The following is a 19,660-nucleotide window of genomic DNA, read 5'->3' on the forward strand; positions in this document are numbered from 1 at the left end:
TGCCCCTCAAGGGCTTGCAGCCATGACTTCTGAGACCATTTCCAGCACCGCCCCCGCCGCTCCCGCCTACAACCCGAGCGAAAAGCAAAAAGGCGCCAGCAAGACTTCGCGCATCCCGATCAAGATCGTGCCGATCGAGCAGATCGAGCGCCTGAAAAAGCCGGACTGGATCCGCGTCAAGGCCGCCTCGGCATCGACCCGTTTCTATGAAATCAAGGATATCCTGCGCGAAAACAAGCTCGTCACCGTGTGCGAGGAAGCCAGCTGCCCGAACATCGGCGAGTGCTTCGGCAAGGGCACGGCCACCTTCATGATCATGGGCGACAAGTGCACGCGCCGCTGCCCGTTCTGCGACGTGGGCCATGGCCGCCCGGACCCGCTGGACAAGGAAGAGCCGGCCAACCTGTCGAAAACCATCGCCAAGCTGCGCCTGAACTACGTCGTCATCACCTCCGTCGACCGCGATGACTTGCGTGACGGCGGCGCCGGCCATTTCGTCGAGTGCATCCAGCAAACGCGCGCCCTGTCGCCCAACACCCGCATCGAAGTGCTGGTGCCCGACTTCCGCGGCCGCCTGGAAAAAGCCCTGGACCTGTTCAAGGATGGCTTGCCTGACGTCATGAACCACAACCTGGAAACGGCGCCGCGCCTGTACAAGGAAGCCCGTCCCGGCTCCGACTACATGCACTCGCTGAAGCTGCTGAAAGACTTCAAGGCCATGTACCCGGACGTGAAGACCAAGTCCGGCATCATGGTGGGCCTGGGCGAGACGGACGAGGAAATCCTGCAAGTGATGCGCGACATGCGCGAGCACGACATCGACATGCTGACCATCGGCCAGTACCTGGCGCCATCGAACAGCCACTTGCCCGTGCGCCGCTACGTGCACCCGGACGTCTTCAAAATGTTCGAGGAAGAAGCGTACAAGATGGGCTTCACCCACGCGGCCGTGGGCGCCATGGTGCGCAGCTCGTACCACGCGGATGAACAGGCGCACAGCGCCGGCGTGGAATCGGCGCTGAATTTCTAAGCACCTTGTGCCGTATCAAAAACCGTCCGCTTTAGCCGGGCGGTTTTTTTTGCCTGATTGAGGTGATGTACAACATCCTGTACAATTATCCGCATGTACTTTCAATGGGACGGTGGCACGGCATGAATATCCTGACTTTCAGCGAGGCGCGCGCGGGCCTGAAAAGCGTGATGGACGACGTCTGCAACGACCACACGCCCACGGTGATCACGCGCGTGAATGGCGAACACGTGGTGATGTTGTCCTTGTCCGACTACAACAGCATCGAGGAAACCCTGTACTTGCTGGGCACGGCCAAGAATGCCAGCCGGCTGATGGCGTCCGTGGCGCAGATCAAGGCGGGCAAGGCCAAGCCCAGGGAATTGGCGCAACATGAAAAACCGGAAGGCTGAAAATAAGCAGCAGGCGCACGCTGCCGTGCTGGCCTGGACCGATCATGCCTGGGAAGATTATCTGTTCTGGCAAGAGAACGATCTGAAAATCCTGCAAAAAATCAATGACTTGCTCGATGAATGCCTGGCCGACCCGTTCAAGGGCACGGGCAAGCCGGAACCGCTGAAAGGCGAGCTGACGGGTTTCTGGTCGCGCCGCATCGACCGCCAGCACCGGCTCGTCTACCTTCCTGACGGGGGCTGCATCTATGTGGCCGCGTGCCGCTATCACTACGACGACAAATAGGCATTGCGCGGCCGTACCGTAACGCGGTACCGGCCATGACGCGGCTATACTGATCGATGATGTTTTAAAAACATGATTGACGGAGGAGCCATGGACGTACGCATCGACGCATCGTGGAAGGCGCGGCTGGAGGGCGAGTTTGCCCAGCCCTACTGGGAACGCCTGGCCGCCTTCGTGAAGGAAGAGTACGCGGCGGGGCCGTGCTGTCCTCCCGGGAAAACCATTTTCCGCGCCTTCGACCTGACGCCGTTCGAGCAGGTGAAAGTCGTGATCCTGGGGCAAGATCCGTATCACACGCCCGGCGCGGCCATGGGCCTGTGTTTTTCCATTCCCGAAGGCATGCCACCGCAGCCGAGCCTGCAGAATATCTTCAAGGAATTACAGAGCGACCTGGGCGTGGTGCGCACGCGCACGGATTTGACCGACTGGGCGCAGCAAGGGGTATTTTTGCTCAACAGCGTGCTGACGGTGCGCGCGGGCGCGGCCGGTTCGCACGCGGCCAAGGGCTGGGAAAAGCTGACGGACAGCGCGATTCGTCACCTGTCCGCCGAGCGCAAGCACCTGGTCTTCATCCTGTGGGGCGGCTATGCGCAAGCGAAACGCAGCCTGATCGATCCCGGCAAGCACCTGGTGCTGACGGCGCCGCATCCGTCCCCCTTGTCGGCAAATAAAGGTTTCTTTGGCAGCAAGCCGTTCAGCCAGGCGAATGCCTACCTGCAGGCGCACGACCAGGCGGCCATCGCCTGGGGATAAGGCATGACACGGGACGGCAACCGACAGCGGCAGGCGTTGCTCCCTGCCGCTGTCTTCGCGCGTAACGGTGGTAACGGTTAAAAACTGGTCGACAGGCCGGCATAAATGCTGCGGCGGGCGCCATACTGCGGCGCTCCCACGCCCACGCCGGAACCGTCGCGCAGCAGATACGACTTGTCGAACAGGTTGATCAGGGCCAATCGTCCTTCCACCTTGCCGACGGGCGTGTTCTTCCACGTGTGCGTGAGCGCCGTGTTGACGGTGAAGTAGCTCGGCAGATGGCCGGAATTCGGTGCGCCGCCGTCCGGCGTCATGCGCAAGCCGCTGCCGTAGAGGAAGTCAGCGCTCACTTGCGAGTCGCCAAAGTGATAATGACCGCCACCGGACAGCGTGTATTTCTGGTCATGATCGAGGTAGACATAGTGGGAGCGGATGTAGTTCAACTCATCGGCGCCAAACAGGGCTTGCCCCGAATTGATGTTGCGGCCTTGCGCCTTTTGCGTGCTGGCGTTGAGGAACAGGCCCCAGTTTTTCTCGCTGTAGATGGCGGACAGCTCCAGCCCCTTGGCGTAGCCGTCCGCATAGTTGAACGGCGTCAAAATCAATGCCTGGCCGAACTGGCCTTCGTCGAGCAGGTTGTTGATCTTTTTATAGTACACGTCCGCCGTCAGGGTCAGCTTCGGACTCACCTGGTGGCTGATGCCCACGTCGTAGTAATGCGTGCGCTCGGCCTTGACGTTGTCGGACTGGCCGATTTCCGGCGCGTTCGTCGTGTTCGCGTACAGGTCGATGCTGGCTTGCGCGGCCAGCTCCTGCGGCGGCGGCGTGAAGTAGCGCGAATAGCCGGCGTGCAGGGCCGTGCCTGGCGCCAGCTGGTACGCCAGGTTGACGCGCGGGCTCCATTGCTGCTCGCTCGTGTAGGCCGAGACCTTGTCGAAGCGCGCGCCATAGTTCAGGGTCAAAGGCTTGCTGATATGCCATTCATCCTGCAGGTAGACGCTGGCCAGGGTGCCGGTCTTGCCGCTGTTGTCCAGCACCGTGATGGGCGTGGTGGCGGTTTGCGCGCCGTCCAGCGCCGGGAAGACGGCCACCGTGTTGTCGCTCGTCGTCTTTTGCCGTGTGTAGGCCAGGCCGGCGCGCACCGTGTGGTCCGGGTGCAGCTTGTAGCTGATGTCGAACTGGGCGCCGGAAGCGCTGTTCGCGCGGCGCGAGTCCGAGGCCACGCCGTTGTAGATCAGGTCGCCGATGGCGTCGGGCGTGAAGTGCAATTCCGAATACTGGTGGAAGGCCGACACCTGGTAATTGACGTCGCCCAGGCTTTTTTGCAGCGACAGCACGAGGAAGCGGTTCACCTCGCGCTGGTTTTCATTCAGCTGCGACGACGGCAGACTGGACGTGCCCGCCTGCGCGTCGCTGTGGCCGGCCAGCGAGAAGGCCGGCGCCTGGTCCGGGTTATTCGGGATCTGGAAGCGGCCGTTATAGGTGCCGAACATGGCGCCCAGGCGCGTGTTGTCATCGAGGAAATACGACAGGCTGCCGAACGACTTGTTCTGGCGCGTCTTGTCGTGCAGGGCGCTGCGCGTATCCTGCGGGTTTTCCACGCCCAGTGCATTGCCCAGGTAGCTGCCGGACAGGTAGTAATTGAACTTGCCCACGCTGCCGAAAAATTCGGCACTCGGCTCCACGTGGTCGTGGCTGCCGACCATGACGCCGATGCGTCCGCCCGGCGTCATGCCGCCCTCTTTCGTTTCGATGTCGACGATGCCGGCCGTGCGCAGGCCGAACTGGGCCGGCAAGGCGCCCGTCATGAAATCCGTCTTGTCGATCAATCGCGTGTCGATCGACTGGCCGAAGCCGCTGATGCTTTCGGGAAGTTGCACGCCATTGATGCGGTATTGCACGTTGGCATGGTCGTCGCGCACATGCAGGGCGCCGGAACCCTTCGAATCCTGCGACACGCCCGGCAGGCGCAGCAGCACTTCGTTGAATGGCGTGTTGTCGCCCTGGCCCAGCATGTCGACCATGTGGCTGTCGATGCTGTAGATGGTGGTGCCGACTTTCGGCGACAGTTCGATGCGCGCGCTTTTCAGGTGGGCGGACGTGACTTCCACCTTTTGCATTTCCGGCGGGGCGGCATCGCTATTGGCGCCGGCAGGCTCGGCGGCATGGGTGGAAACGGTAAACAGGCTGGCAAGGGCGAGCGACAGCGCGCTCAGGCGTGGAGTGTGTTGCATGGTGAACCTCGAAAATAGTCAACGCCAGGCTGCCCGGCGCGCATGCGGAGAACGCGGCGCGCGGCGGTGCAGCCTGAAAAGGAAAAAAACAGCGTGGGAACTACAGCGAGGCGGCAGGCGGGCCGCGCACGGGCGGCAGGACGAGGGCGGCGACGGGCGCCAGGGTGGCGGGCGCGATGGCCAGCAGGCGGTACGGCAGTAACTGGGCAGGCGGCTCGGCGATGGCCGGCGGCACGGCGAGATCGGCCACCTTGTCGATGACCGTGGCGCACAGCGCGCATTCTTCCGCGTCGAGCGTCGTCTTGTGCAGGTGCGAGGCGGCCGTCGACAGCAGGAACACGAGGGCCAGCGCACTGAACAGTGCCACGCACAGCCGCCACGGCGTGCGCGCGAGGGCGGACGCCGGGTAAGGCTTGCGGGATGGCTGGCGGGAAGACATGGGCGCATAGTAGCAAGAAAATCACCCCGCTGTCAGCGCTTGTTGCGTCTTTTGCGCTGGAGCGGACTTACAAGGTGGCGCGCAAGTCGCGCGGCGACACGCCATAGTGCTGGCGGAAACGGGCCGCGAAGCGCGAGGGCGAGGCGTAGCCGCAGGCGGCGGCGATGTCGCCGATGGGTAAGATGCCAGATTGCAATTCCTGCAAGGCCAGTCCCAGGCGCACGTCCTCCAGGATGGCGCGGAAATGGCGCTGTTCCAGGGCCAGCTGGCGGCGCAGCGTGGAGGCGCCCAGGTGCAGCTGCCTGGCGACTTTGGCCACGCTCCAGTCGGCGCCCGGGTCCAGCAGCAGCACTTGCTGCACGCGCGCGGCCAGCGGGTCGCGGCGGTCCAGCAGCAAGGGGCCGCAGTGGCCGCCCAAGGCCAGGGCCAGCAGCAAGCCCTCCGCCTGGTGCGCCAGCAGCGCGGGCGGCGCGTCGGCAGCCAGACTGGCCGTCAACTGGTCCCAGGCCCGCGCCGCGTGCACGTCGAGCGGCACGCACAGGCTGGCCGTGGCCGCCCGGCGCAGCTGGGCATCGACGAGGCCGCCATGGCGCGCGCGGAAACGGGCGATCAGGGCCGGCGAAAAACTCAGCACTTCCGCCCGGTAGCCTTGCGCGCCGGGCAGGTTGGCCACGCCCAGTTCCTGTCCCGCCGGCATCAGCACCACGTCGTGCGTGCCGGCGCGCGCCTGGCGCGCGCCCCATTCCAGCAGCTTGGTTCCCTGCCGCACGCGGCACAGGGCGCTCTGGAAGACGGGCACGCGGCGCAAGGTTTGCGCGCGGCGCGCTTCGATGGTGCCGTGGGCGATGCGCAGTTCGCTCAGGGCCACCGCTTCCATCTCATCTGCCATACAGTCCCGTCAGCTGTGCCTTGCCCAGTGCGTTGGCATTGAGCATGTAGCCGAGCATGGCGCCGCTGGCGTGCCGATCCAGCGCCAGCTTGTCTGTTTTCAGGGCCCACACCGTGATCTGGTAGCGGTGGGCCTTGTCGCCCGGTGGCGGGCAGGCGCCGCCGTAGGCGCTGTCGCCGTAATCGTTGCGCCCTTGTACGGCGCCGGCCGGCAAGGTGGCGGTTGTCGTTCCCGCAGGCAAGAACGTGGTGCTGGTTGGCACATTGAACACGCTCCAGTGCCACCAGCCGCTGCCCGTGGGTGCGTCGGGATCGTACAGGGTGATGGCGTAGCTTTTGGTGCCGGCCGGCGCGTTGCTCCACGACAATTGCGGCGACAGGTTGCCGCCCGTGCAGCCGAAGCCCTGGAATACTTGCGCGCTTGCCAGGCTCTGGCCGGGGGCGATGTCGGTGCTGGTCACCGTGAAATCGGCGGCGTGCGCGCCCAGGTGAAGAGCGAGGCCCAGCGTGGCGGCGAGGAAGCGGGAGGCGGTCATAATTTTCCTTTCGATAAGTATAGGGGAAAGTGTACGCCGCGCAACATTGACCCGCGATGCCGATATGCTCGACTTTGGTGCCGAAACGCTCGCTTTCAGCCGATTTCCACGTTGCCATGAGCGTGTTATGCGGTTTGCCGCCTTCTTGATGGGTATGATTTTCACTGCGGGGCTTTCATGCTATCGTTCCGCAGCCCAGTTCCTCAAAGTTTCCATGTCACAACGCCCGATCAAATGGTTGTTCGCCAAGCTGCACTTGTATGCGGGCCTGTGGTTCGGCGCCCTGTTCGTCCTGCTGGGCTTGACGGGTTCCGCCATCGCCTGGATGCCGGAGCTCGACGCCTACCTGAATCCCACTCTGTTGCAGGCGAGCACGCCCGCGCCTGGCCAGGTGTTCCAGGTGACGCCGCGCACGGTGCAGGCGGTGGTGGACCAGCTCGCGGCCGACCCCGCCTACGGCAAGCCGAGTCAGCTCAATCCGCCCGCCGATGCGCGCGACGTGTACGTGGCGTCATACCGCCAGGCTGGCAAACCTTCTGCCTTCAGCCAGGCCATCGTGCGCCAGGTGATGGTCGATCCCTACACCTGGCAAGTCAAAGGCGAGCGCGACTGGGGCCGCTTCGGCCTCTCGCGCCCATTGCTGATGTCGGGCATGTTTCATTTGCACCGCTATGTATTGTCCGGCGAAGTGGGCAAGACCATCACGGGTATCTCGGGCGTGATGCTGCTGCTGATGGCGCTCACCGGCATTTATCTGTGGTGGCCGCGCCTGCAGTGGATGGCGATCAAGCGCGCCCTGACGGTATCGCATGGCGGCTCATGGCCCCGTTTTAACTACACGTTGCACAAGGCGGCCGGCTTCTTTGCCGCACCCGTGCTGGCCGTGATCGCCTTTTCCGGCATCTATTTCAATTTGCCGCAATTGATCGTGCCGCTGGTGGAGCTCGTGGCGACGGTGCCGGACACGGCCAAGCTGAAGAATGTGGCCCGGGACGGCGCCGAGCTCGATGCGGGCGCCGCCATGGCCGCCGCGCAGCGGCTGTATCCGCAGGCGCGCGTGTCGCGCATCGTGCTGCCGGCCAAGAAGGACCAGCCGTATGACGTGCGCGTGCGCCAGCCCGGCGAGATCGCCCACGGCGACGGCGCCACGCGCATTACCTTGGACGCGCGCAGCGGCTTGCCCCTGCGCATACGCGATCCCTTGCGGGCGCCGGCCGGAGACGTTTTCCTGGGCTGGCAATTTCCCCTGCATTCGGGCCAGGCGTTTGGCGTGGCCGGGCGCGCCTTCATTACGCTGTTCGGCCTGATGCCCTTGCTGTTCCTGCTGACGGGGACCCTGGTGTGGTGGAAACGGCGGCGCGGCCGGAAATAGGCGGCTGCGAAACCGTTGCGGGGAAAGTTGCTATCATCATAGTATTTTCCGGCAGATCCGCTGTCCGGACTCACCCGCACAAGGACCAGCATGAGCCATCCCGAGATCACCGTAGCAATGTTGAATGAACGCGGCACGGGCCGCCTGCCCGGCCATCTGGGCATCGTCATCACGGCAGTGGGCGACGGCCAGCTGACGGCGGAATTGCCCGTGCTGCCGCATCTGCTGGCGCCGAACGGCTATCTGCACGCGGGCAGCGTGGTGACCCTGGCCGACACGGCGTCCGGCTATGGCTGCATCGTCAACCTGCCCGAGGGCGCCAGCAATTTCACCACCATCGAACTGAAATCGAACCACCTGGGCACGGCCCGCGAAGGCACGCTGACCTGCACGGCCAAGGTTGAGCACAAGGGCCGCAACACGCAAGTGTGGGATGCCGTGGTGAAAAGCAAGGAAACGGGCAAGACCATCGCCCTGTTCCGCTGCACGCAGATGATTCTGTATCCAAAATAGGCCGGTAGGTCGGGTTAGCAGCAGCGCTGCGTAACCCGACATTTCCTTATAGCCTGACCCAGTTACCTTTATACAAAACGGGTCCCGTCGGTCCGTCCGGATTCGGCGAGCCGCCTTTCGGCTCCAAGGTGACGGCCAGCAAAGCCACGTCGTTGCCGATGGCGCGCTGCGACAACGCCAGTTTCACGTTACCCTTGTCCGCCAGCAAGCCCAGGGAGCGCGGGTTGCCGCTCTTCGGCACGGCCCACAGTTCCAGGTCGCGATCGGCAGGCACGGGCGCGTTGCCCACCATGCGCACCTCAAGCGCGCCGTGACGGCTGTCGGCCGTCAGCAGCAGGGCCGTTTGCGCTTTTTCGTCCGTCAGGCTGGCGACATAGCTGATCTGCGGCGCATCCACCACGCGCGTGGCCACGACGATCACCAGCAGCGCGGCGATGGCGCTCGACGCCATGCCCAGACCACGCCAGAACGACAGCGAATCGCGCAACCAGGACCAGCCGCCCTGCGGCTTCAGGTGCAGGCGCTGCTCGATCTGCTGCCACACGCGCTTGGGCGGCGCCACGGGCGTGGCGAATTCCGCCATCGGTTCCAGGCGCTGGCGCCATTCGGCCGTGATATTGCGCAAATCGGCGTCGTTGTGCAGCCAGCCTTCGAAACGCCGCCGCGCGCCCCCTTTCAGGGTGCCCAGCACGTATTCGGACGCCAGTTTCTGGCGCAGGGCGTCATTGCCGCGGATATTCATGATGCCTCCCGTTTCGCCAGGCATGTGCGCAGCCGCTCCAGGCTGCGGCGTATCCACGTCTTCACGGTGCCGATCGGCAGAGACATCTGCTGCGCCACTTCGCTGTGCGACAGGTCGTGATAGAACGCCAGGGCGACCACCTGCCGGTGCAGCCCTTCCAGGGCGGACATGCAAAACGCCAGCGCCTTGGCGTCACCGCTCAGTTGCAGCGATTCGATCGGCGTGGCCTGGGGGTCCCGGAGTGCATTCATGACTTCGCTATCAAACTGTTCGGCATCGATTTCCACGGTATCGTCGCTGCGCCGCAGCACATCGAAGGCCTTGTTGCGCACGATGGTGGCCATCCAGGTCATCGGCGCTGCCAGATGGCTCTGGTAAGCGGCGGCGTTGTTCCAGATGGCGACGAACCCCTCTTGCAAGGCTTCTTCAGCGAGCTCTTGCTTATGCAATATACGCAGCGCGAAGCCAAACAGTTTCGATGAGGTGGAAGTATACAGCTGGCGGAACGCCGTGGCGTCCTTGTTCCCGGTGGCAAGCAGCCAGGTTTTCAGTTGCTGCGGGTCGAGCGATTGAGCGGCTGGGGACACGGCTGGCCTTCACAAGGTGAATGGGATCACGCCTGTAAAGGTTATAACAGTTTGGCAACACTTGGCAACAGAGTTTTGTGCGGTGTAGGGCGGGTATTTTTGCGTTGGATCAACCGGCGATGGCGGTTTCCAGCAGCTTGTGCAGTTCGGCGAATTCCGGCTTGCCCACGTAGCGCTTGAGGATCTTGCCCTGCTTGTCGAGCACGAAGGTGGTGGGCGTGAGGGCGACGTCGCCGTAGGCCTTGGCCGCTTCGCCCGTCACGTCGAGCGCCACCTTGAAGGGCAGCTGGCGCGTTTCGGCGAAGTTCAGCACGTAGTTGGCCGGGTCGTATTTCATGGCCACGGCCACGAATTCCAGGCCCTGCCCCTTGTACTTGTTGTAGGTGTCGACCATGTCCGGCATCTCCGCCACGCAAGTGGTGCACGAGGTGGCCCAGAAATTGACCATCACGACCTTGCCGCGCAGGCTGTTTGACGTGATTTTCTCGCCATGGATGCCGTGGAAGGTCACGTCCGGCGCGCTTTGCTTGCCATTGAGCGACAGATAGCCAGCTGCCGCCACACCCGCCACGAAGACGGTGATCAGGGCTGGCTTGATCCAGGACTTGCTTGCGGATGGCGAAGTTGACATGGCGAAGTTGAAATGAGTCACTTGAAAAGCGCGACGATGCGTCCATTATAGACGCATCGTCAGTCTGGCGCCGTAGGCCGGATGGGGGAGAACGCTTACTGCTGCACCGTATCGCTGACCGTGCTGGTCGTGCGCTGCTGCGGCGGATCGGGCTGCAATTGCTTCAGTTCCGCTTCCGAGATGTAGTCGAACAGCTTGACCACTTTCTGCACGCCGCCCACGCCGCGCGCCACGTCGGCCGCGACCGTGCCTTCGCGCTGGGTCACGCGGCCCATCAGGAACACGGTGCCGTTCTCGGTGACGACCTTGAACGAGGCGGCCGAGATGGTTTTCATGTCGACCAGGCTGGCCTTGACCTTGGTGGTGATCAGCGCGTCGTTCGAGCGCGAGGTATAGCTGGCCGGGCCGGCGATGATCAATTCATTGGCCACCGACTCCACGCCCTCGATATTGCGCACTTCGCGCTCGACGGCATTTTTCATCGCCTCGTCGCGCACTTCGCCCGTCAGCAGGACACGGCGGTTGAAGCTGGTGACGTTCACGTGGCCCGCATCACCGACGATGGACGGGACGCGCGCCTCGCCCTTGACGGCGATCGACTTGTCTTCGGTCTGGGCGCCCAGGGTGCGGCGGTCCGCCGCGGCAACGCCGCCCATCACCGCGCCGCCGACCATCAATTCGATGCAGCCGGTGAGCGAGGTGAGCATGGCGCCGCACAGCAGTGCTGTCGCCAACGGGCGTTGTACGCGTTTCCAGCCTGGGCCAGTACCGAATTTAGTCATTCACGTCTCCTCCGAATAGCGCGACGTCGATGCCGTCGCAGATGCAATGTATGGTGGTCAGGTGGACTTCCTGGATGCGCGCCGTGCGCTCGGCCGGCACGCAGATATGCACGTCGGCGTCCGTCAGCATCTTGCCGATGGCGCCGCCGTCCTTGCCCGTCAGCGCCACGACGCGCATTTCGCGCTCGAGCGCCGCTTCCACGGCGGCCATCACGTTGGCCGAATTGCCCGACGTGGAGATGGCCAGCAGGATGTCGCCGGCCTGGCCGAAGGCCTGTACCTGCTTCGAGAAAATCTCGCGGTAGCTGTAGTCGTTGGCCACGGCCGTCAGGATCGACGTATCCGTCGTCAGCGCCAGGGCCGGCAGCGGAAAGCGCTCGCGTTCGAAGCGTCCCACCAGCTCGGCCGCGAAATGCTGGCAGTCGGCGGCGGAACCGCCGTTGCCGCAGGCGAGGATCTTGTTGCCGTTGGACAATGCATAAAACATCAGGTCGATCGCCTGCGCAATGGGTTGCGCCAGTACGGTGGCTGCCTGGATCTTGAGTTCGGCACTTTCGTGGAAGTGCGAGAGGATGCGTTGATTATTCATAGTCTGCCGATTATAGTGCAGGCGCGCGGCATGGCGGACAAGCACTGTTAAAAATGCTTACATATCGAGGATGTTCTTCAACCAGCTGATGCGCCCGCCATCGATGGCCAGCGCGTCGAAGCGGCACGGCGGCACGGTTTTTTGTCCCTGCAGCCAGGTTTGCGCGGCCACCGCCATGCGCCGCTGCTTGGCTGGCGTGATGCTGGCCAGGGCGCCGCCATAGGCCGCGTTGCTGCGCAGCCGCACTTCGACGAAAACAATGGAGGGGCCATCGCGCATGATCAGGTCCAGCTCCCCTCCCTTGCACAAATAGTTGCGTTCCAGCAGCACCAGGCCTTGCAGCAGCAGATACGCGAGCGCATCGTCTTCCCCCTGCCGTCCCCGTTCCCGTTTGTTCCAGAAAGCGAAGGGCGGCATGGTTGCCTCCTTATTGTACCGGCGGCGTGGCCGGTGCGGCCGGTGGCCAGGTGCCCAGCACGCCCTGCTGGTAGGTGGCGGCCTGTTCCGTGCGTTCGAACACGCTTTGATCGTTCTCAAAGCGCACAGCCAGGCGGCCCGTCACGCCGTCGAGCGTGAACGGCGCGTTTGGCCGCAGCGCCACTTCGCGCGCCACGCGGAAGGCGTCGATGCCCAGCGCGTACAGGCGTTCCATGTCGGCCGTCAGGCGGGCGTCGGCCGGTTGCGGCGGCTGCGGATACACCATCACTTGCGGATGGTCGCGCCGCACTTGCCATGGCAGGTCCAGCAGGCGCGCGCCATCGAGCTCGGGACCGCTGGCGCCGCGCCCGGCGCCGGGATTCAGTGACGAAGTGCCGTACAGGGGCAGGTCGCTGCCGATGGCCACGCGCAGCTGGCGTGCCTGGTCGGCGTCGAGCGCGGCGAACAGCAGGCCTGGCGGCGTGGCGGCCAGGCGCGCGCGCAGCTGCACCAGCTCGGCATCGCTCAGGTAGCCATTCGTGGCCGTCAAATCCATCGTCTCGACCTTGCCGCCCTGGCGCAGCCATTCCTGCTTGAAGGCGGCGCTGATGCGTCGCTGCGAGGGCGAACCGGCCGACAGGACCAGCGCGCTCGCGCCCGGCTGTTCGCTGGCGGCCCAGGCGGCGACCTGGCGCGCTTCCGCCTCGATCGACAGGCCCATCACCAGCAGCTTGGCCGGCAGGCGCGCCTCGCCGCGGTTGTCCGGGTGGTTCAGGGCGATCGTTGGTTTACGCACCAGGTCGCTGTTCGCCACGGCCGTGACGGCCGAGCGCGACAACGGCCCCACGACGACATCCTGTTCCTCTTGTGCTTGCGCAAACTTGTTCAGGACGTCGCTGCTGCCGTCGCCCGTGTCGATCACCGTCACTTCGAAGCCGCTGCGGTCGCGCTCGTACGCGGCCATGAAACCGGCGCGCAGCAGTTCGGCGGCCGGGCCCAGGGACGCGGAGCGCAGCGGCAGCAGCAGGCCGATGTGGTGGACCTGGCCGTCGGACGGCGCCGGCGCCGTGGCGGCCGGCATGTCCTGCGGCGTGCCCGTTGCCGGCTTGGTGTTGATGGGCGCCAGCGGGGCGCCATTGCCGTCGTACGCGGTGATATCGGGCACGGCCACGGCAAACGTCACCGGTTCGGGCGCGGACGGCTTGGGCGGCACGGGCAGCGGCTTCGGTGGCGGCAGCGCCCTTGTGTTAGATTCAATAGGCGCGCACAATTGCCCGGGCGCGTCGCAAGGCGTGCTGCAAGCGCTCAGCATGCCGGTCGCGGCACAAACAAGCAGTAACTTCACACTATTAGCAAGCATTCAACCTCCAAAATGACCGTACAAGAAATCAGTTCCATCGCCAGCCTGCCCATCATGACAGAGGCGGCGCACCAGGTCTATCCTATCGCAACATTGTATATAGTGGCCACGCCGATCGGGAATGTGACCGATATCAGCCTGCGCGCGCTGCACTTGCTGAGCCTTGCCGACGCCGTCGCCTGTGAAGATACGCGCAACACGGCGCACCTGCTGACACGCTTTGGCTTGAACAAGCCATTGATTGCGGCGCATCAACATAACGAACGCGAAGTGGCGCAGACCCTGATCGCCCGCCTGCACGCCGGCGAGCGCATCGCCCTCGTTTCCGACGCGGGTACGCCCGCCGTGTCCGACCCGGGCGCGCGCATCGTCGACGCCGTGCGCGCAGCCGGCTTGCGCGTGCTGCCCCTGCCCGGCCCGTCGGCTGCGATCACGGCCATTTCCGCCAGCGGCCTGTTGAATGACCAGTTTTACTTTGTCGGCTTCCTGCCAGCCAAGGCCAAGCAGCGCGAAAACATGCTGCACAGCCTGCGCGGCGTGACGGCCACCATGGTATTTTATGAAGCGCCGCACCGCATCCTCGATTGCGCCACGGCCCTGGCGGCAGCGTTCGAGCCGACGCGCCAGGTGGTGTTCGCGCGCGAACTGACGAAAATGTTCGAGGAAATCCACCGCTGCCCCCTGTCCGAGGCGGAAAGCTGGATCCGTGCCGACGCGCACCGCGAAAAGGGAGAGTTCGTCGTCCTGCTGGAAGGCGCCACCGAAGCGCAGGATGCGGAAGATGTGGAAGCGGAACGCATCCTGAACATTCTATTGGCCGAATGCAGCGTCAAGCAGGCGGCGAATCTGACGGCGCAGATCACGGGCCGCAAGAAGAACGCCCTGTATGAGCGGGCGTTGCAGTTGAAGGGGCAGGAATAATCTGATGGCGGCATACCGATGATGGGGATATTGCCAAATCATCACCACTTGCAGCCGCTATCCTTCTTGTCCAGCAACATCAGCACGGGCGCCAGCAGGCCAGCGCCGGCATAAGCGGTGCGGCAATCGCCGCGCTTGCCCTGGGCGATGTCGCGCGCCAGCTGGGTTTCCGTTTGCAGCGGCTTGTCGGGAATTTGCCCCACGGCCGTGCCTACCTTGGACGGGTCGCGCTCACTAGCCATCTTGCGCGCCGTCTTCCTGGCCGCCTCCATGTCGAATTTCGGTATGTCTTGCGTGAAGGTGTCGGGATTAGCCGCCGGCGTGGCTGGTGCTGCCGGCACAAGCGTGATGGCTTGCTGGCTGGATGCCGGCGCCGTGGCCGCCGCCGGCGCTTCCCGGCTGGTGGCGAGTTTCGGCTTGCTGATGGGCTTGGGTTCGCGCTTCGGTTTGACCACCTCGACAGGCGGAGGCAGCGGGGGCGGTTTGGCGGCCAGCGGACGTATCCACACGGCGATCGATTCGACGCGCGGCGCCGTGTCTAGCGGTGCGGCTGGCTGCACATGGCGCCACAGAGTGATCAAGGCCCCATGCAGCAGCAGGGACACGGCGATGCCCAGCGCGATGCCGCGGCGGTTCGGCATGGGCCGGCCGCCGTCGCTTCTTTCTATCCTGAACTCCATTGCCGTCGTCGCCTTCATGTCTGATCGGGAAAACTTGCCTAGCCAGTGTCGCATATTTCTTGCGTGTTGAAAAATACATGAGCCGCTATGCCGCGCGTAAATAATTTACACAGAGTTTCACCTGACCCTTGACCGAAGTCGATACGGCCTGTATTATCTTGGTCTTCGGAGTGTGGCGCAGCCCGGTAGCGCACCTGGTTTGGGACCAGGGGGTCCAAGGTTCGAATCCTTGTACTCCGACCAAATTTGTAGAAAAAAACCCAAGAGTTTCGGCTCTTGGGTTTTTTTTCGTCTGTACTGCCGGGGTCAGACCCCCGGATGTGTTGGCGCTGAGCTTGACGCTAGCGGCATTGAGGGTCTGCCCCCAGCCGGGTAGGTCGGGTTAGCGCAAAGCGCGTAACCCGACAACAGTGCCGGCCATGGCGTTGGTGGCGTCGGATTACGCGCTTGCGCGCTAATCCGACCTACGCCGCGAGGCGTTTCGCCGCAATGGCATTGCCGGCGCGGCTGGAACCCTTGCGCCCCAGCTGCTGTGCAATGAACTGCCCCGCATCGACCACCAGGTCCAGGTCGATGCCGGTGGCGATCCCCAGTCCCTGCATCATGTACAGCACGTCCTCGGTGGCCACGTTGCCGGTGGCGCCTTTGGCGTAGGGGCAGCCGCCCAGGCCGGAGACGGACGAGTGATAGATCGCGATGCCCGTTTCCAGGCTGGCGTAGATATTCGCCAGCGCCTGTCCATAGGTGTCGTGGAAGTGGCCGGACAGGCCGCCCACGTGGAATGCCGCGATGGCGCGCTCCATCACCGCCTGCGTCTTGCGCGGCGTGGCCACGCCGATGGTGTCGGCGATGTCGATTTCGTCGCAACCGAGATCGCGCATGCGTTTCACCACGTCGGCCACGGCGTCCAGCGGCACTTCTCCCTGGTAGGGACAGCCGAAGGCGCAGCTGATGCTGCCGCGCAGGCGCAGGCCGTGTTCCTTGGCCGCCTTGGCCACGCCCTCGAAGCGGGCGATCGATTCGGCGATCGAGCAGTTGATGTTCTTTTGCGAGAATGCCTCGGACGCGGAGCCGAAGATCACCACTTCATCGGCCTTCGCCGCCAGCGCCGCCTCGAAACCCTGCATGTTCGGCGTCAGCGCCGAGTAAATCGTGCCGGGGCGGCGCGCGATCTTTTCCATCACTTCCGCGCTGGTGGCCATCTGCGGCACCCATTTCGGCGAGACGAAGGACGCCGCCTCGATGTTGGCGAAGCCGGCCAGGGTCAGGCGGTCGACCAGTTCGATCTTGACGGCGGCGCTGATGGTGTCCTTCTCGTTTTGCAGGCCGTCGCGCGGGCCCACTTCGACGATCTTGACCTGCTTGGGCAAACTGGTAGTAGGGTTCATTTCAATATCCTTGCGAACGGTTGACGATGCCGGCGACCACTTCTCCGGCGTGCAGGCGGCGCATCTTGGCGGCGATCTGCGCCACGCTTTCGCGGCGCAGGGTAGCGGCCGAAATATGCGGCGTGATGGTGATGCGCGGTTCTTGCCAGAACGGGTGCTGCTGCGGCAGCGGCTCGTTGCGGAACACGTCCAGGGTCGCCCCGGCGATATGTCCGGAGCGGATCAGGGTCAATAAATCCGGCTCGGCCAGATGCGCGCCGCGCGCCACGTTGATGACGTAGGCGCCCGGCAGCAGCATGGACAGACGCGCGCGGTCGAGCAGATTGTGCGTCTCGGGCGTGAGCGGCAGCATGCATACCAGCACGCGCGTGCCGCGCAGGAAGGCTTCCAGCTCCTCCTCGCCCGCGTAGCATTCGACGCCATCGACGTGCTTCTGGCTGCGGCTCCAGCCGCGCAGGGGGAATTCGAACTGCGCCAGCGTCTGCAGCACGCGCGTGCCCAGCACGCCCATGCCCAGCACGCCGACGGGAAAATCCGCCTTGTCGAACGCGGGCAGCGGCTGCCAGATGCCCGCGCGGCCCTGCGCCTCGTAATCGTCGAAACGGCGGAAGTGGCGCAGCACGGCGTGGCTCACATACTCGGCCATCTGCACGCCCATGCCCGCGTCGTCGAGGCGCACCAGCGGCACGTGGGCGGGCAGCGCCTCGCCGAATTTCAACAGCGCGTCGACGCCGGCGCCCGTGTTGAAGATGGCGTTGACCTTGGCCAGCTCGGGCAGCATGGCGGCCGGCGGCTGCCACACGACGGCGTAGTCGCAGGGCGCGACCGCCTCGCCTTCGCGCCAGAAGTGGATCTGCGCTTCGGGCAGCAAGTCTTTAAAATCGGCGATCCACGCCGCTTCCTTGCCATCCGCGCGCTGTAAAAGGATGCGCATCGCGTGTCCTTACGCGGCAGCCTTGAAGGCCAGCAGCGGCGCGCCGTCTGCCACCTGGTCGCCGACCGCATACAGCACGTCTTCCACCAGGCCGTCGTGCGGCGCGGCGATCGTGTGTTCCATCTTCATCGCTTCCATGATGACCAGCGGTTCGCCCTTCCTGACGTCCTGGCCCTTGTTCACCAGCACGGCGACGACCTTGCCCGGCATCGGCGCCGTCAGGCGCCCGCCTTCCGCTTCCGTTTCGCCCGCATGGGCCATCGGGTCGTTGTAGTGCAGTGTGTAGTGCAAGCCGCTGGTGAAGACGTGGAACTGTTCGCCATCGCGCAGCACCGTGCCATGCACGGCACGCTCGCCCAGCTTGATGTGCAGTTCGTTGCCTGTGCGCGCCGTCAAGGTGAGGGGCTGCCCGTTGAACAGCCAGCCCTCGGTTTTGTAGGCGATGCGCGCGGCATAGGTTTTGTCGTCGCTGCCCAGTGCGAATTCATCGGTGAACGACAGGCTGCGCCCCAGGGTGCTGTTCAAGCGCCAGCCCAGGGCGTTGCCCCACGGGTCGGCGCGGTGGGCCGACTGCGCTTCGGCGGCTGTCTTCTCTTCCAGCAGCAGGGCGACGGACGCCAGCGCCAGGGCCGTGTCGGGCGCCGGCTGCAGGGCGGGGAACAGCGACGCTTGATTGCGCTCGATCAGGCCCGTGTCGAGATCGGCAGAGCTGAATGCCTGGCCTTCGACCAGGCGTTTTAAAAAGGCGATATTGCTGGCCAGGCCCACGATCTGGTAGTCGGACAGCGCCTGCGCCATGCGCGCCAGCGCTACGCGGCGGTCCGCGCCCCAGACGATCAGCTTGGCGATCATCGGATCGTAGAACGGCGAGATGGCGTCGCCTTCGCGCACGCCTGAATCGATGCGCACGGACGCCGGCTCCACCGTGCCGCCCAGTTCGAACGTCACGGCGGAAGGCGATTGCATGTGGCGCAGGGTGCCGATCGACGGCAGGAAGCCCTTTTCGGGGTTTTCCGCGTAGATGCGCGCCTCGATGGCGTGGCCGTGGATCGCCAGTTCGCTTTGTTTTTTCGGCAGCGGCTCGCCAAAGGCGATGCGCAATTGCCATTCCACCAGGTCGGTGCCCGTGATCATTTCCGTCACCGGATGCTCGACCTGCAGGCGCGTGTTCATCTCCATGAAATAGAACGAACCGTCCTGGTTGGCGATGAACTCCACCGTGCCCGCACCCACGTAACCGACGGCCTTGGCGGCGGCGACGGCCGCTTCGCCCATGGCGGCGCGGCGCTCGGCCGGCATGCCCGGCGCCGGCGCTTCTTCCAGTACCTTCTGGTGACGGCGCTGCACCGAGCAATCGCGCTCGAACAGGTAGATGCAGTTGCCTAGCGTGTCGGCGAACACCTGGATTTCGATATGCCGCGGGCGCGACAGGTATTTTTCGGCCAGCACCTTGTCATCGCCGAAAGAGCTGATCGCTTCGCGCTTGCACGAGGCCAGTGCCGCCTTGAAGTCGGCGCTGTTCTCGATGACGCGCATGCCCTTGCCGCCGCCGCCGGCGGACGCCTTCAGCAGCACGGGATAGCCGATCTTGTCGGCCTGGCCGTGCAAAAATTCCGCATCCTGATTCTCGCCATGGTAGCCGGGCACCAGCGGCACGTTCGCTTTCTCCATCAGCGACTTGGCGGCCGACTTCGAGCCCATGGCGCGCATGGCGGACGCCGGCGGGCCGATGAAGACCAGGCCCGCCGCCTGGCAGGCGTCGGCGAAGTCGGCGTTCTCGGACAGGAAGCCGTAGCCGGGGTGGATCGCCTGCGCACCAGTGGCCAGCGCCACGGCGATGATCTTGTCGCCGCACAGATAGCTTTCCTTGGCCGGCGCGGGGCCGATCAGCACCGCTTCGTCGCACACGGCGACGTGCTTGGCGTTGGCGTCCGCTTCCGAATACACGGCGACGGTCTGGATGCCCATGCGGCGCGCGGTAGCGGCGACACGGCAAGCGATTTCGCCGCGGTTGGCGATCAGAATTTTAGTGAACATGGTCTCTCTCTATTCTCTCAAAAAGGGGCAGCTGTCTCTTGGTGGACGTTGTCTGCTGGTTTGTCGGTTTACGCGCTTTGCGCCAAGCCGACCTACGCATGGTGAGGCTGGATATCGTAGGTCGGGTTAGCCGGGACGGCGTAACCCGA

Annotated in this window: 22 protein-coding genes and 1 tRNA gene; 8 read left to right on the forward strand and 15 right to left on the reverse strand. The window is 64.4% G+C overall.

Annotation, left to right across the window (positions count from 1 at the left end):
- Positions 1-22 precede the first annotated feature (22 nt).
- The 4 genes from lipA to ACQ4W4_RS16955 all read left to right on the forward strand — a co-directional run bounded on the left by lipA (position 23) and on the right by ACQ4W4_RS16955 (position 2,461).
- The gene (gene lipA, locus ACQ4W4_RS16940; RefSeq protein WP_101483288.1) at positions 23-1,030 is read left to right on the forward strand and encodes a lipoyl synthase; all 1,008 of its coding nucleotides are present in this window, start codon (positions 23-25) and stop codon (positions 1,028-1,030) included.
- 122 nt (positions 1,031-1,152) lie between these two features.
- Positions 1,153-1,422 (forward strand): type II toxin-antitoxin system Phd/YefM family antitoxin, encoded by a 270-nt coding sequence (locus tag ACQ4W4_RS16945; RefSeq protein WP_215410191.1) that lies wholly within the window; start codon positions 1,153-1,155, stop codon positions 1,420-1,422.
- Entirely contained in the window at positions 1,403-1,708 is a 306-nt protein-coding gene (locus tag ACQ4W4_RS16950) for a Txe/YoeB family addiction module toxin (protein ID WP_436542965.1), read from the forward strand. The genes ACQ4W4_RS16945 and ACQ4W4_RS16950 overlap by 20 nt, the downstream gene beginning before the upstream one ends.
- A gap of 90 nt (positions 1,709-1,798) precedes the next feature.
- Positions 1,799-2,461, forward strand: coding sequence for a uracil-DNA glycosylase (locus ACQ4W4_RS16955; protein WP_436542966.1), 663 nt, complete (start codon positions 1,799-1,801; stop codon positions 2,459-2,461).
- Positions 2,462-2,538: 77 nt separating this feature from the next.
- Here the strand turns inward: ACQ4W4_RS16955 and ACQ4W4_RS16960 are convergent, their stop codons facing one another.
- The 4 genes from ACQ4W4_RS16960 to ACQ4W4_RS16975 form a co-directional block, all read right to left on the reverse strand.
- Positions 2,539-4,695 (reverse strand): TonB-dependent receptor, encoded by a 2,157-nt coding sequence (locus ACQ4W4_RS16960; protein ID WP_436542967.1) that lies wholly within the window; start codon positions 4,693-4,695, stop codon positions 2,539-2,541.
- Positions 4,696-4,795: 100 nt separating this feature from the next.
- Positions 4,796-5,134, reverse strand: a complete 339-nt coding sequence (locus tag ACQ4W4_RS16965; RefSeq protein ID WP_436542968.1) for a hypothetical protein — start codon at positions 5,132-5,134, stop codon at positions 4,796-4,798.
- Between the two features lie 67 nt (positions 5,135-5,201).
- Positions 5,202-6,023 carry a helix-turn-helix transcriptional regulator gene (locus ACQ4W4_RS16970; RefSeq protein WP_436542969.1) on the reverse strand — a complete coding sequence of 274 codons (822 nt, stop codon included), beginning with the start codon at positions 6,021-6,023 and terminating at the stop codon, positions 5,202-5,204.
- A complete protein-coding gene (locus ACQ4W4_RS16975) occupies positions 6,013-6,558 on the reverse strand; it encodes a YbhB/YbcL family Raf kinase inhibitor-like protein (RefSeq protein WP_436542970.1) in 546 nt (181 codons plus the stop codon). The genes ACQ4W4_RS16970 and ACQ4W4_RS16975 overlap by 11 nt, the downstream gene beginning before the upstream one ends.
- 214 nt (positions 6,559-6,772) lie before the next feature.
- Between ACQ4W4_RS16975 and ACQ4W4_RS16980 the strand changes: the two genes are divergently transcribed.
- Both ACQ4W4_RS16980 and ACQ4W4_RS16985 read left to right on the forward strand, forming a co-directional pair.
- Positions 6,773-7,930 (forward strand): PepSY-associated TM helix domain-containing protein, encoded by a 1,158-nt coding sequence (locus ACQ4W4_RS16980; protein ID WP_436542971.1) that lies wholly within the window; start codon positions 6,773-6,775, stop codon positions 7,928-7,930.
- A gap of 90 nt (positions 7,931-8,020) precedes the next feature.
- The gene (locus ACQ4W4_RS16985; RefSeq protein ID WP_436542972.1) at positions 8,021-8,443 is read left to right on the forward strand and encodes a PaaI family thioesterase; all 423 of its coding nucleotides are present in this window, start codon (positions 8,021-8,023) and stop codon (positions 8,441-8,443) included.
- Positions 8,444-8,489: 46 nt separating this feature from the next.
- Here the strand turns inward: ACQ4W4_RS16985 and ACQ4W4_RS16990 are convergent, their stop codons facing one another.
- The 7 genes from ACQ4W4_RS16990 to ACQ4W4_RS17020 all read right to left on the reverse strand — a co-directional run bounded on the left by ACQ4W4_RS16990 (position 8,490) and on the right by ACQ4W4_RS17020 (position 13,404).
- On the reverse strand, positions 8,490-9,185 hold the full coding sequence (locus ACQ4W4_RS16990; RefSeq protein ID WP_436542973.1) for an anti-sigma factor: 696 nt from the start codon (positions 9,183-9,185) through the stop codon (positions 8,490-8,492).
- Positions 9,182-9,772: a sigma-70 family RNA polymerase sigma factor gene (locus ACQ4W4_RS16995; RefSeq protein WP_436542974.1), complete on the reverse strand. Its 591-nt coding sequence runs from the start codon at positions 9,770-9,772 to the stop codon at positions 9,182-9,184. The genes ACQ4W4_RS16990 and ACQ4W4_RS16995 overlap by 4 nt, the downstream gene beginning before the upstream one ends.
- Positions 9,773-9,881: 109 nt before the next feature.
- A complete protein-coding gene (locus ACQ4W4_RS17000) occupies positions 9,882-10,403 on the reverse strand; it encodes a peroxiredoxin family protein (protein ID WP_436542975.1) in 522 nt (173 codons plus the stop codon).
- Positions 10,404-10,498: 95 nt separating this feature from the next.
- Positions 10,499-11,185, reverse strand: coding sequence for a BON domain-containing protein (locus ACQ4W4_RS17005; RefSeq protein WP_436542976.1), 687 nt, complete (start codon positions 11,183-11,185; stop codon positions 10,499-10,501).
- The gene (locus ACQ4W4_RS17010) at positions 11,178-11,774 is read right to left on the reverse strand and encodes a phosphoheptose isomerase (protein WP_034752465.1); all 597 of its coding nucleotides are present in this window, start codon (positions 11,772-11,774) and stop codon (positions 11,178-11,180) included. Before ACQ4W4_RS17010 ends, ACQ4W4_RS17005 begins: the two co-directional genes overlap by 8 nt.
- Positions 11,775-11,831: 57 nt before the next feature.
- Entirely contained in the window at positions 11,832-12,191 is a 360-nt protein-coding gene (locus tag ACQ4W4_RS17015) for a YraN family protein (RefSeq protein WP_436542977.1), read from the reverse strand.
- 10 nt (positions 12,192-12,201) lie between these two features.
- Complete coding sequence (locus ACQ4W4_RS17020) at positions 12,202-13,404, reverse strand: penicillin-binding protein activator (protein WP_436542978.1); 1,203 nt, start codon at positions 13,402-13,404, stop codon at positions 12,202-12,204.
- 159 nt (positions 13,405-13,563) lie between these two features.
- Between ACQ4W4_RS17020 and rsmI the strand changes: the two genes are divergently transcribed.
- The gene (rsmI, locus tag ACQ4W4_RS17025) at positions 13,564-14,472 is read left to right on the forward strand and encodes a 16S rRNA (cytidine(1402)-2'-O)-methyltransferase (protein WP_436542979.1); all 909 of its coding nucleotides are present in this window, start codon (positions 13,564-13,566) and stop codon (positions 14,470-14,472) included.
- A 41-nt stretch (positions 14,473-14,513) separates the two neighbouring features.
- Here rsmI and ACQ4W4_RS17030 read toward each other — a convergent pair whose 3' ends face one another.
- Complete coding sequence (locus ACQ4W4_RS17030; RefSeq protein WP_436542980.1) at positions 14,514-15,113, reverse strand: hypothetical protein; 600 nt, start codon at positions 15,111-15,113, stop codon at positions 14,514-14,516.
- Between the two features lie 205 nt (positions 15,114-15,318).
- On the opposite strand from ACQ4W4_RS17030, the gene ACQ4W4_RS17035 reads away from it, so the two are divergent.
- Positions 15,319-15,395: transfer RNA gene (locus tag ACQ4W4_RS17035), tRNA-Pro, on the forward strand.
- Positions 15,396-15,616: 221 nt separating this feature from the next.
- Here ACQ4W4_RS17035 and ACQ4W4_RS17040 read toward each other — a convergent pair.
- The 3 genes from ACQ4W4_RS17040 to ACQ4W4_RS17050 are packed head-to-tail and all read right to left on the reverse strand — an operon-like array spanning position 15,617 to position 19,511.
- The gene (locus tag ACQ4W4_RS17040; RefSeq protein WP_436542981.1) at positions 15,617-16,540 is read right to left on the reverse strand and encodes a hydroxymethylglutaryl-CoA lyase; all 924 of its coding nucleotides are present in this window, start codon (positions 16,538-16,540) and stop codon (positions 15,617-15,619) included.
- A 1-nt stretch (position 16,541) separates the two neighbouring features.
- Positions 16,542-17,474 carry a 2-hydroxyacid dehydrogenase gene (locus ACQ4W4_RS17045; RefSeq protein ID WP_436542982.1) on the reverse strand — a complete coding sequence of 311 codons (933 nt, stop codon included), beginning with the start codon at positions 17,472-17,474 and terminating at the stop codon, positions 16,542-16,544.
- A 9-nt stretch (positions 17,475-17,483) separates the two neighbouring features.
- Positions 17,484-19,511 carry an acetyl/propionyl/methylcrotonyl-CoA carboxylase subunit alpha gene (locus ACQ4W4_RS17050; protein WP_436542983.1) on the reverse strand — a complete coding sequence of 676 codons (2,028 nt, stop codon included), beginning with the start codon at positions 19,509-19,511 and terminating at the stop codon, positions 17,484-17,486.
- Positions 19,512-19,660 lie beyond the last annotated feature (149 nt).

Origin of the sequence: Janthinobacterium glycogeni (genome assembly GCF_051380725.1) — a bacterium.
Taxonomy (GTDB): domain Bacteria; phylum Pseudomonadota; class Gammaproteobacteria; order Burkholderiales; family Burkholderiaceae_D; genus Janthinobacterium.

Excerpts from the sequence above, each read along its gene's own strand:
- lipA (WP_101483288.1), top strand. The coding sequence starts at position 23 with ATGACTTCTGAGACCATTTCCAGCACCGCCCCCGCCGCTCCCGCCTAC.
- ACQ4W4_RS16945 (WP_215410191.1), top strand. The coding sequence starts at position 1,153 with ATGAATATCCTGACTTTCAGCGAGGCGCGCGCGGGCCTGAAAAGCGTG.
- ACQ4W4_RS16950 (WP_436542965.1), top strand. The coding sequence starts at position 1,403 with ATGAAAAACCGGAAGGCTGAAAATAAGCAGCAGGCGCACGCTGCCGTG.
- ACQ4W4_RS16955 (WP_436542966.1), top strand. The coding sequence starts at position 1,799 with ATGGACGTACGCATCGACGCATCGTGGAAGGCGCGGCTGGAGGGCGAG.
- ACQ4W4_RS16960 (WP_436542967.1), bottom strand. The coding sequence starts at position 4,695 with ATGCAACACACTCCACGCCTGAGCGCGCTGTCGCTCGCCCTTGCCAGC.
- ACQ4W4_RS16965 (WP_436542968.1), bottom strand. The coding sequence starts at position 5,134 with ATGTCTTCCCGCCAGCCATCCCGCAAGCCTTACCCGGCGTCCGCCCTC.
- ACQ4W4_RS16970 (WP_436542969.1), bottom strand. The coding sequence starts at position 6,023 with ATGGCAGATGAGATGGAAGCGGTGGCCCTGAGCGAACTGCGCATCGCC.
- ACQ4W4_RS16975 (WP_436542970.1), bottom strand. The coding sequence starts at position 6,558 with ATGACCGCCTCCCGCTTCCTCGCCGCCACGCTGGGCCTCGCTCTTCAC.
- ACQ4W4_RS16980 (WP_436542971.1), top strand. The coding sequence starts at position 6,773 with ATGTCACAACGCCCGATCAAATGGTTGTTCGCCAAGCTGCACTTGTAT.
- ACQ4W4_RS16985 (WP_436542972.1), top strand. The coding sequence starts at position 8,021 with ATGAGCCATCCCGAGATCACCGTAGCAATGTTGAATGAACGCGGCACG.
- ACQ4W4_RS16990 (WP_436542973.1), bottom strand. The coding sequence starts at position 9,185 with ATGAATATCCGCGGCAATGACGCCCTGCGCCAGAAACTGGCGTCCGAA.
- ACQ4W4_RS17000 (WP_436542975.1), bottom strand. The coding sequence starts at position 10,403 with ATGTCAACTTCGCCATCCGCAAGCAAGTCCTGGATCAAGCCAGCCCTG.
- ACQ4W4_RS17005 (WP_436542976.1), bottom strand. The coding sequence starts at position 11,185 with ATGACTAAATTCGGTACTGGCCCAGGCTGGAAACGCGTACAACGCCCG.
- ACQ4W4_RS17010 (WP_034752465.1), bottom strand. The coding sequence starts at position 11,774 with ATGAATAATCAACGCATCCTCTCGCACTTCCACGAAAGTGCCGAACTC.
- ACQ4W4_RS17015 (WP_436542977.1), bottom strand. The coding sequence starts at position 12,191 with ATGCCGCCCTTCGCTTTCTGGAACAAACGGGAACGGGGACGGCAGGGG.
- rsmI (WP_436542979.1), top strand. The coding sequence starts at position 13,564 with ATGACCGTACAAGAAATCAGTTCCATCGCCAGCCTGCCCATCATGACA.
- ACQ4W4_RS17030 (WP_436542980.1), bottom strand. The coding sequence starts at position 15,113 with ATGCCGAACCGCCGCGGCATCGCGCTGGGCATCGCCGTGTCCCTGCTG.
- ACQ4W4_RS17040 (WP_436542981.1), bottom strand. The coding sequence starts at position 16,540 with ATGAACCCTACTACCAGTTTGCCCAAGCAGGTCAAGATCGTCGAAGTG.
- ACQ4W4_RS17045 (WP_436542982.1), bottom strand. The coding sequence starts at position 17,474 with ATGCGCATCCTTTTACAGCGCGCGGATGGCAAGGAAGCGGCGTGGATC.
- ACQ4W4_RS17050 (WP_436542983.1), bottom strand. The coding sequence starts at position 19,511 with ATGTTCACTAAAATTCTGATCGCCAACCGCGGCGAAATCGCTTGCCGT.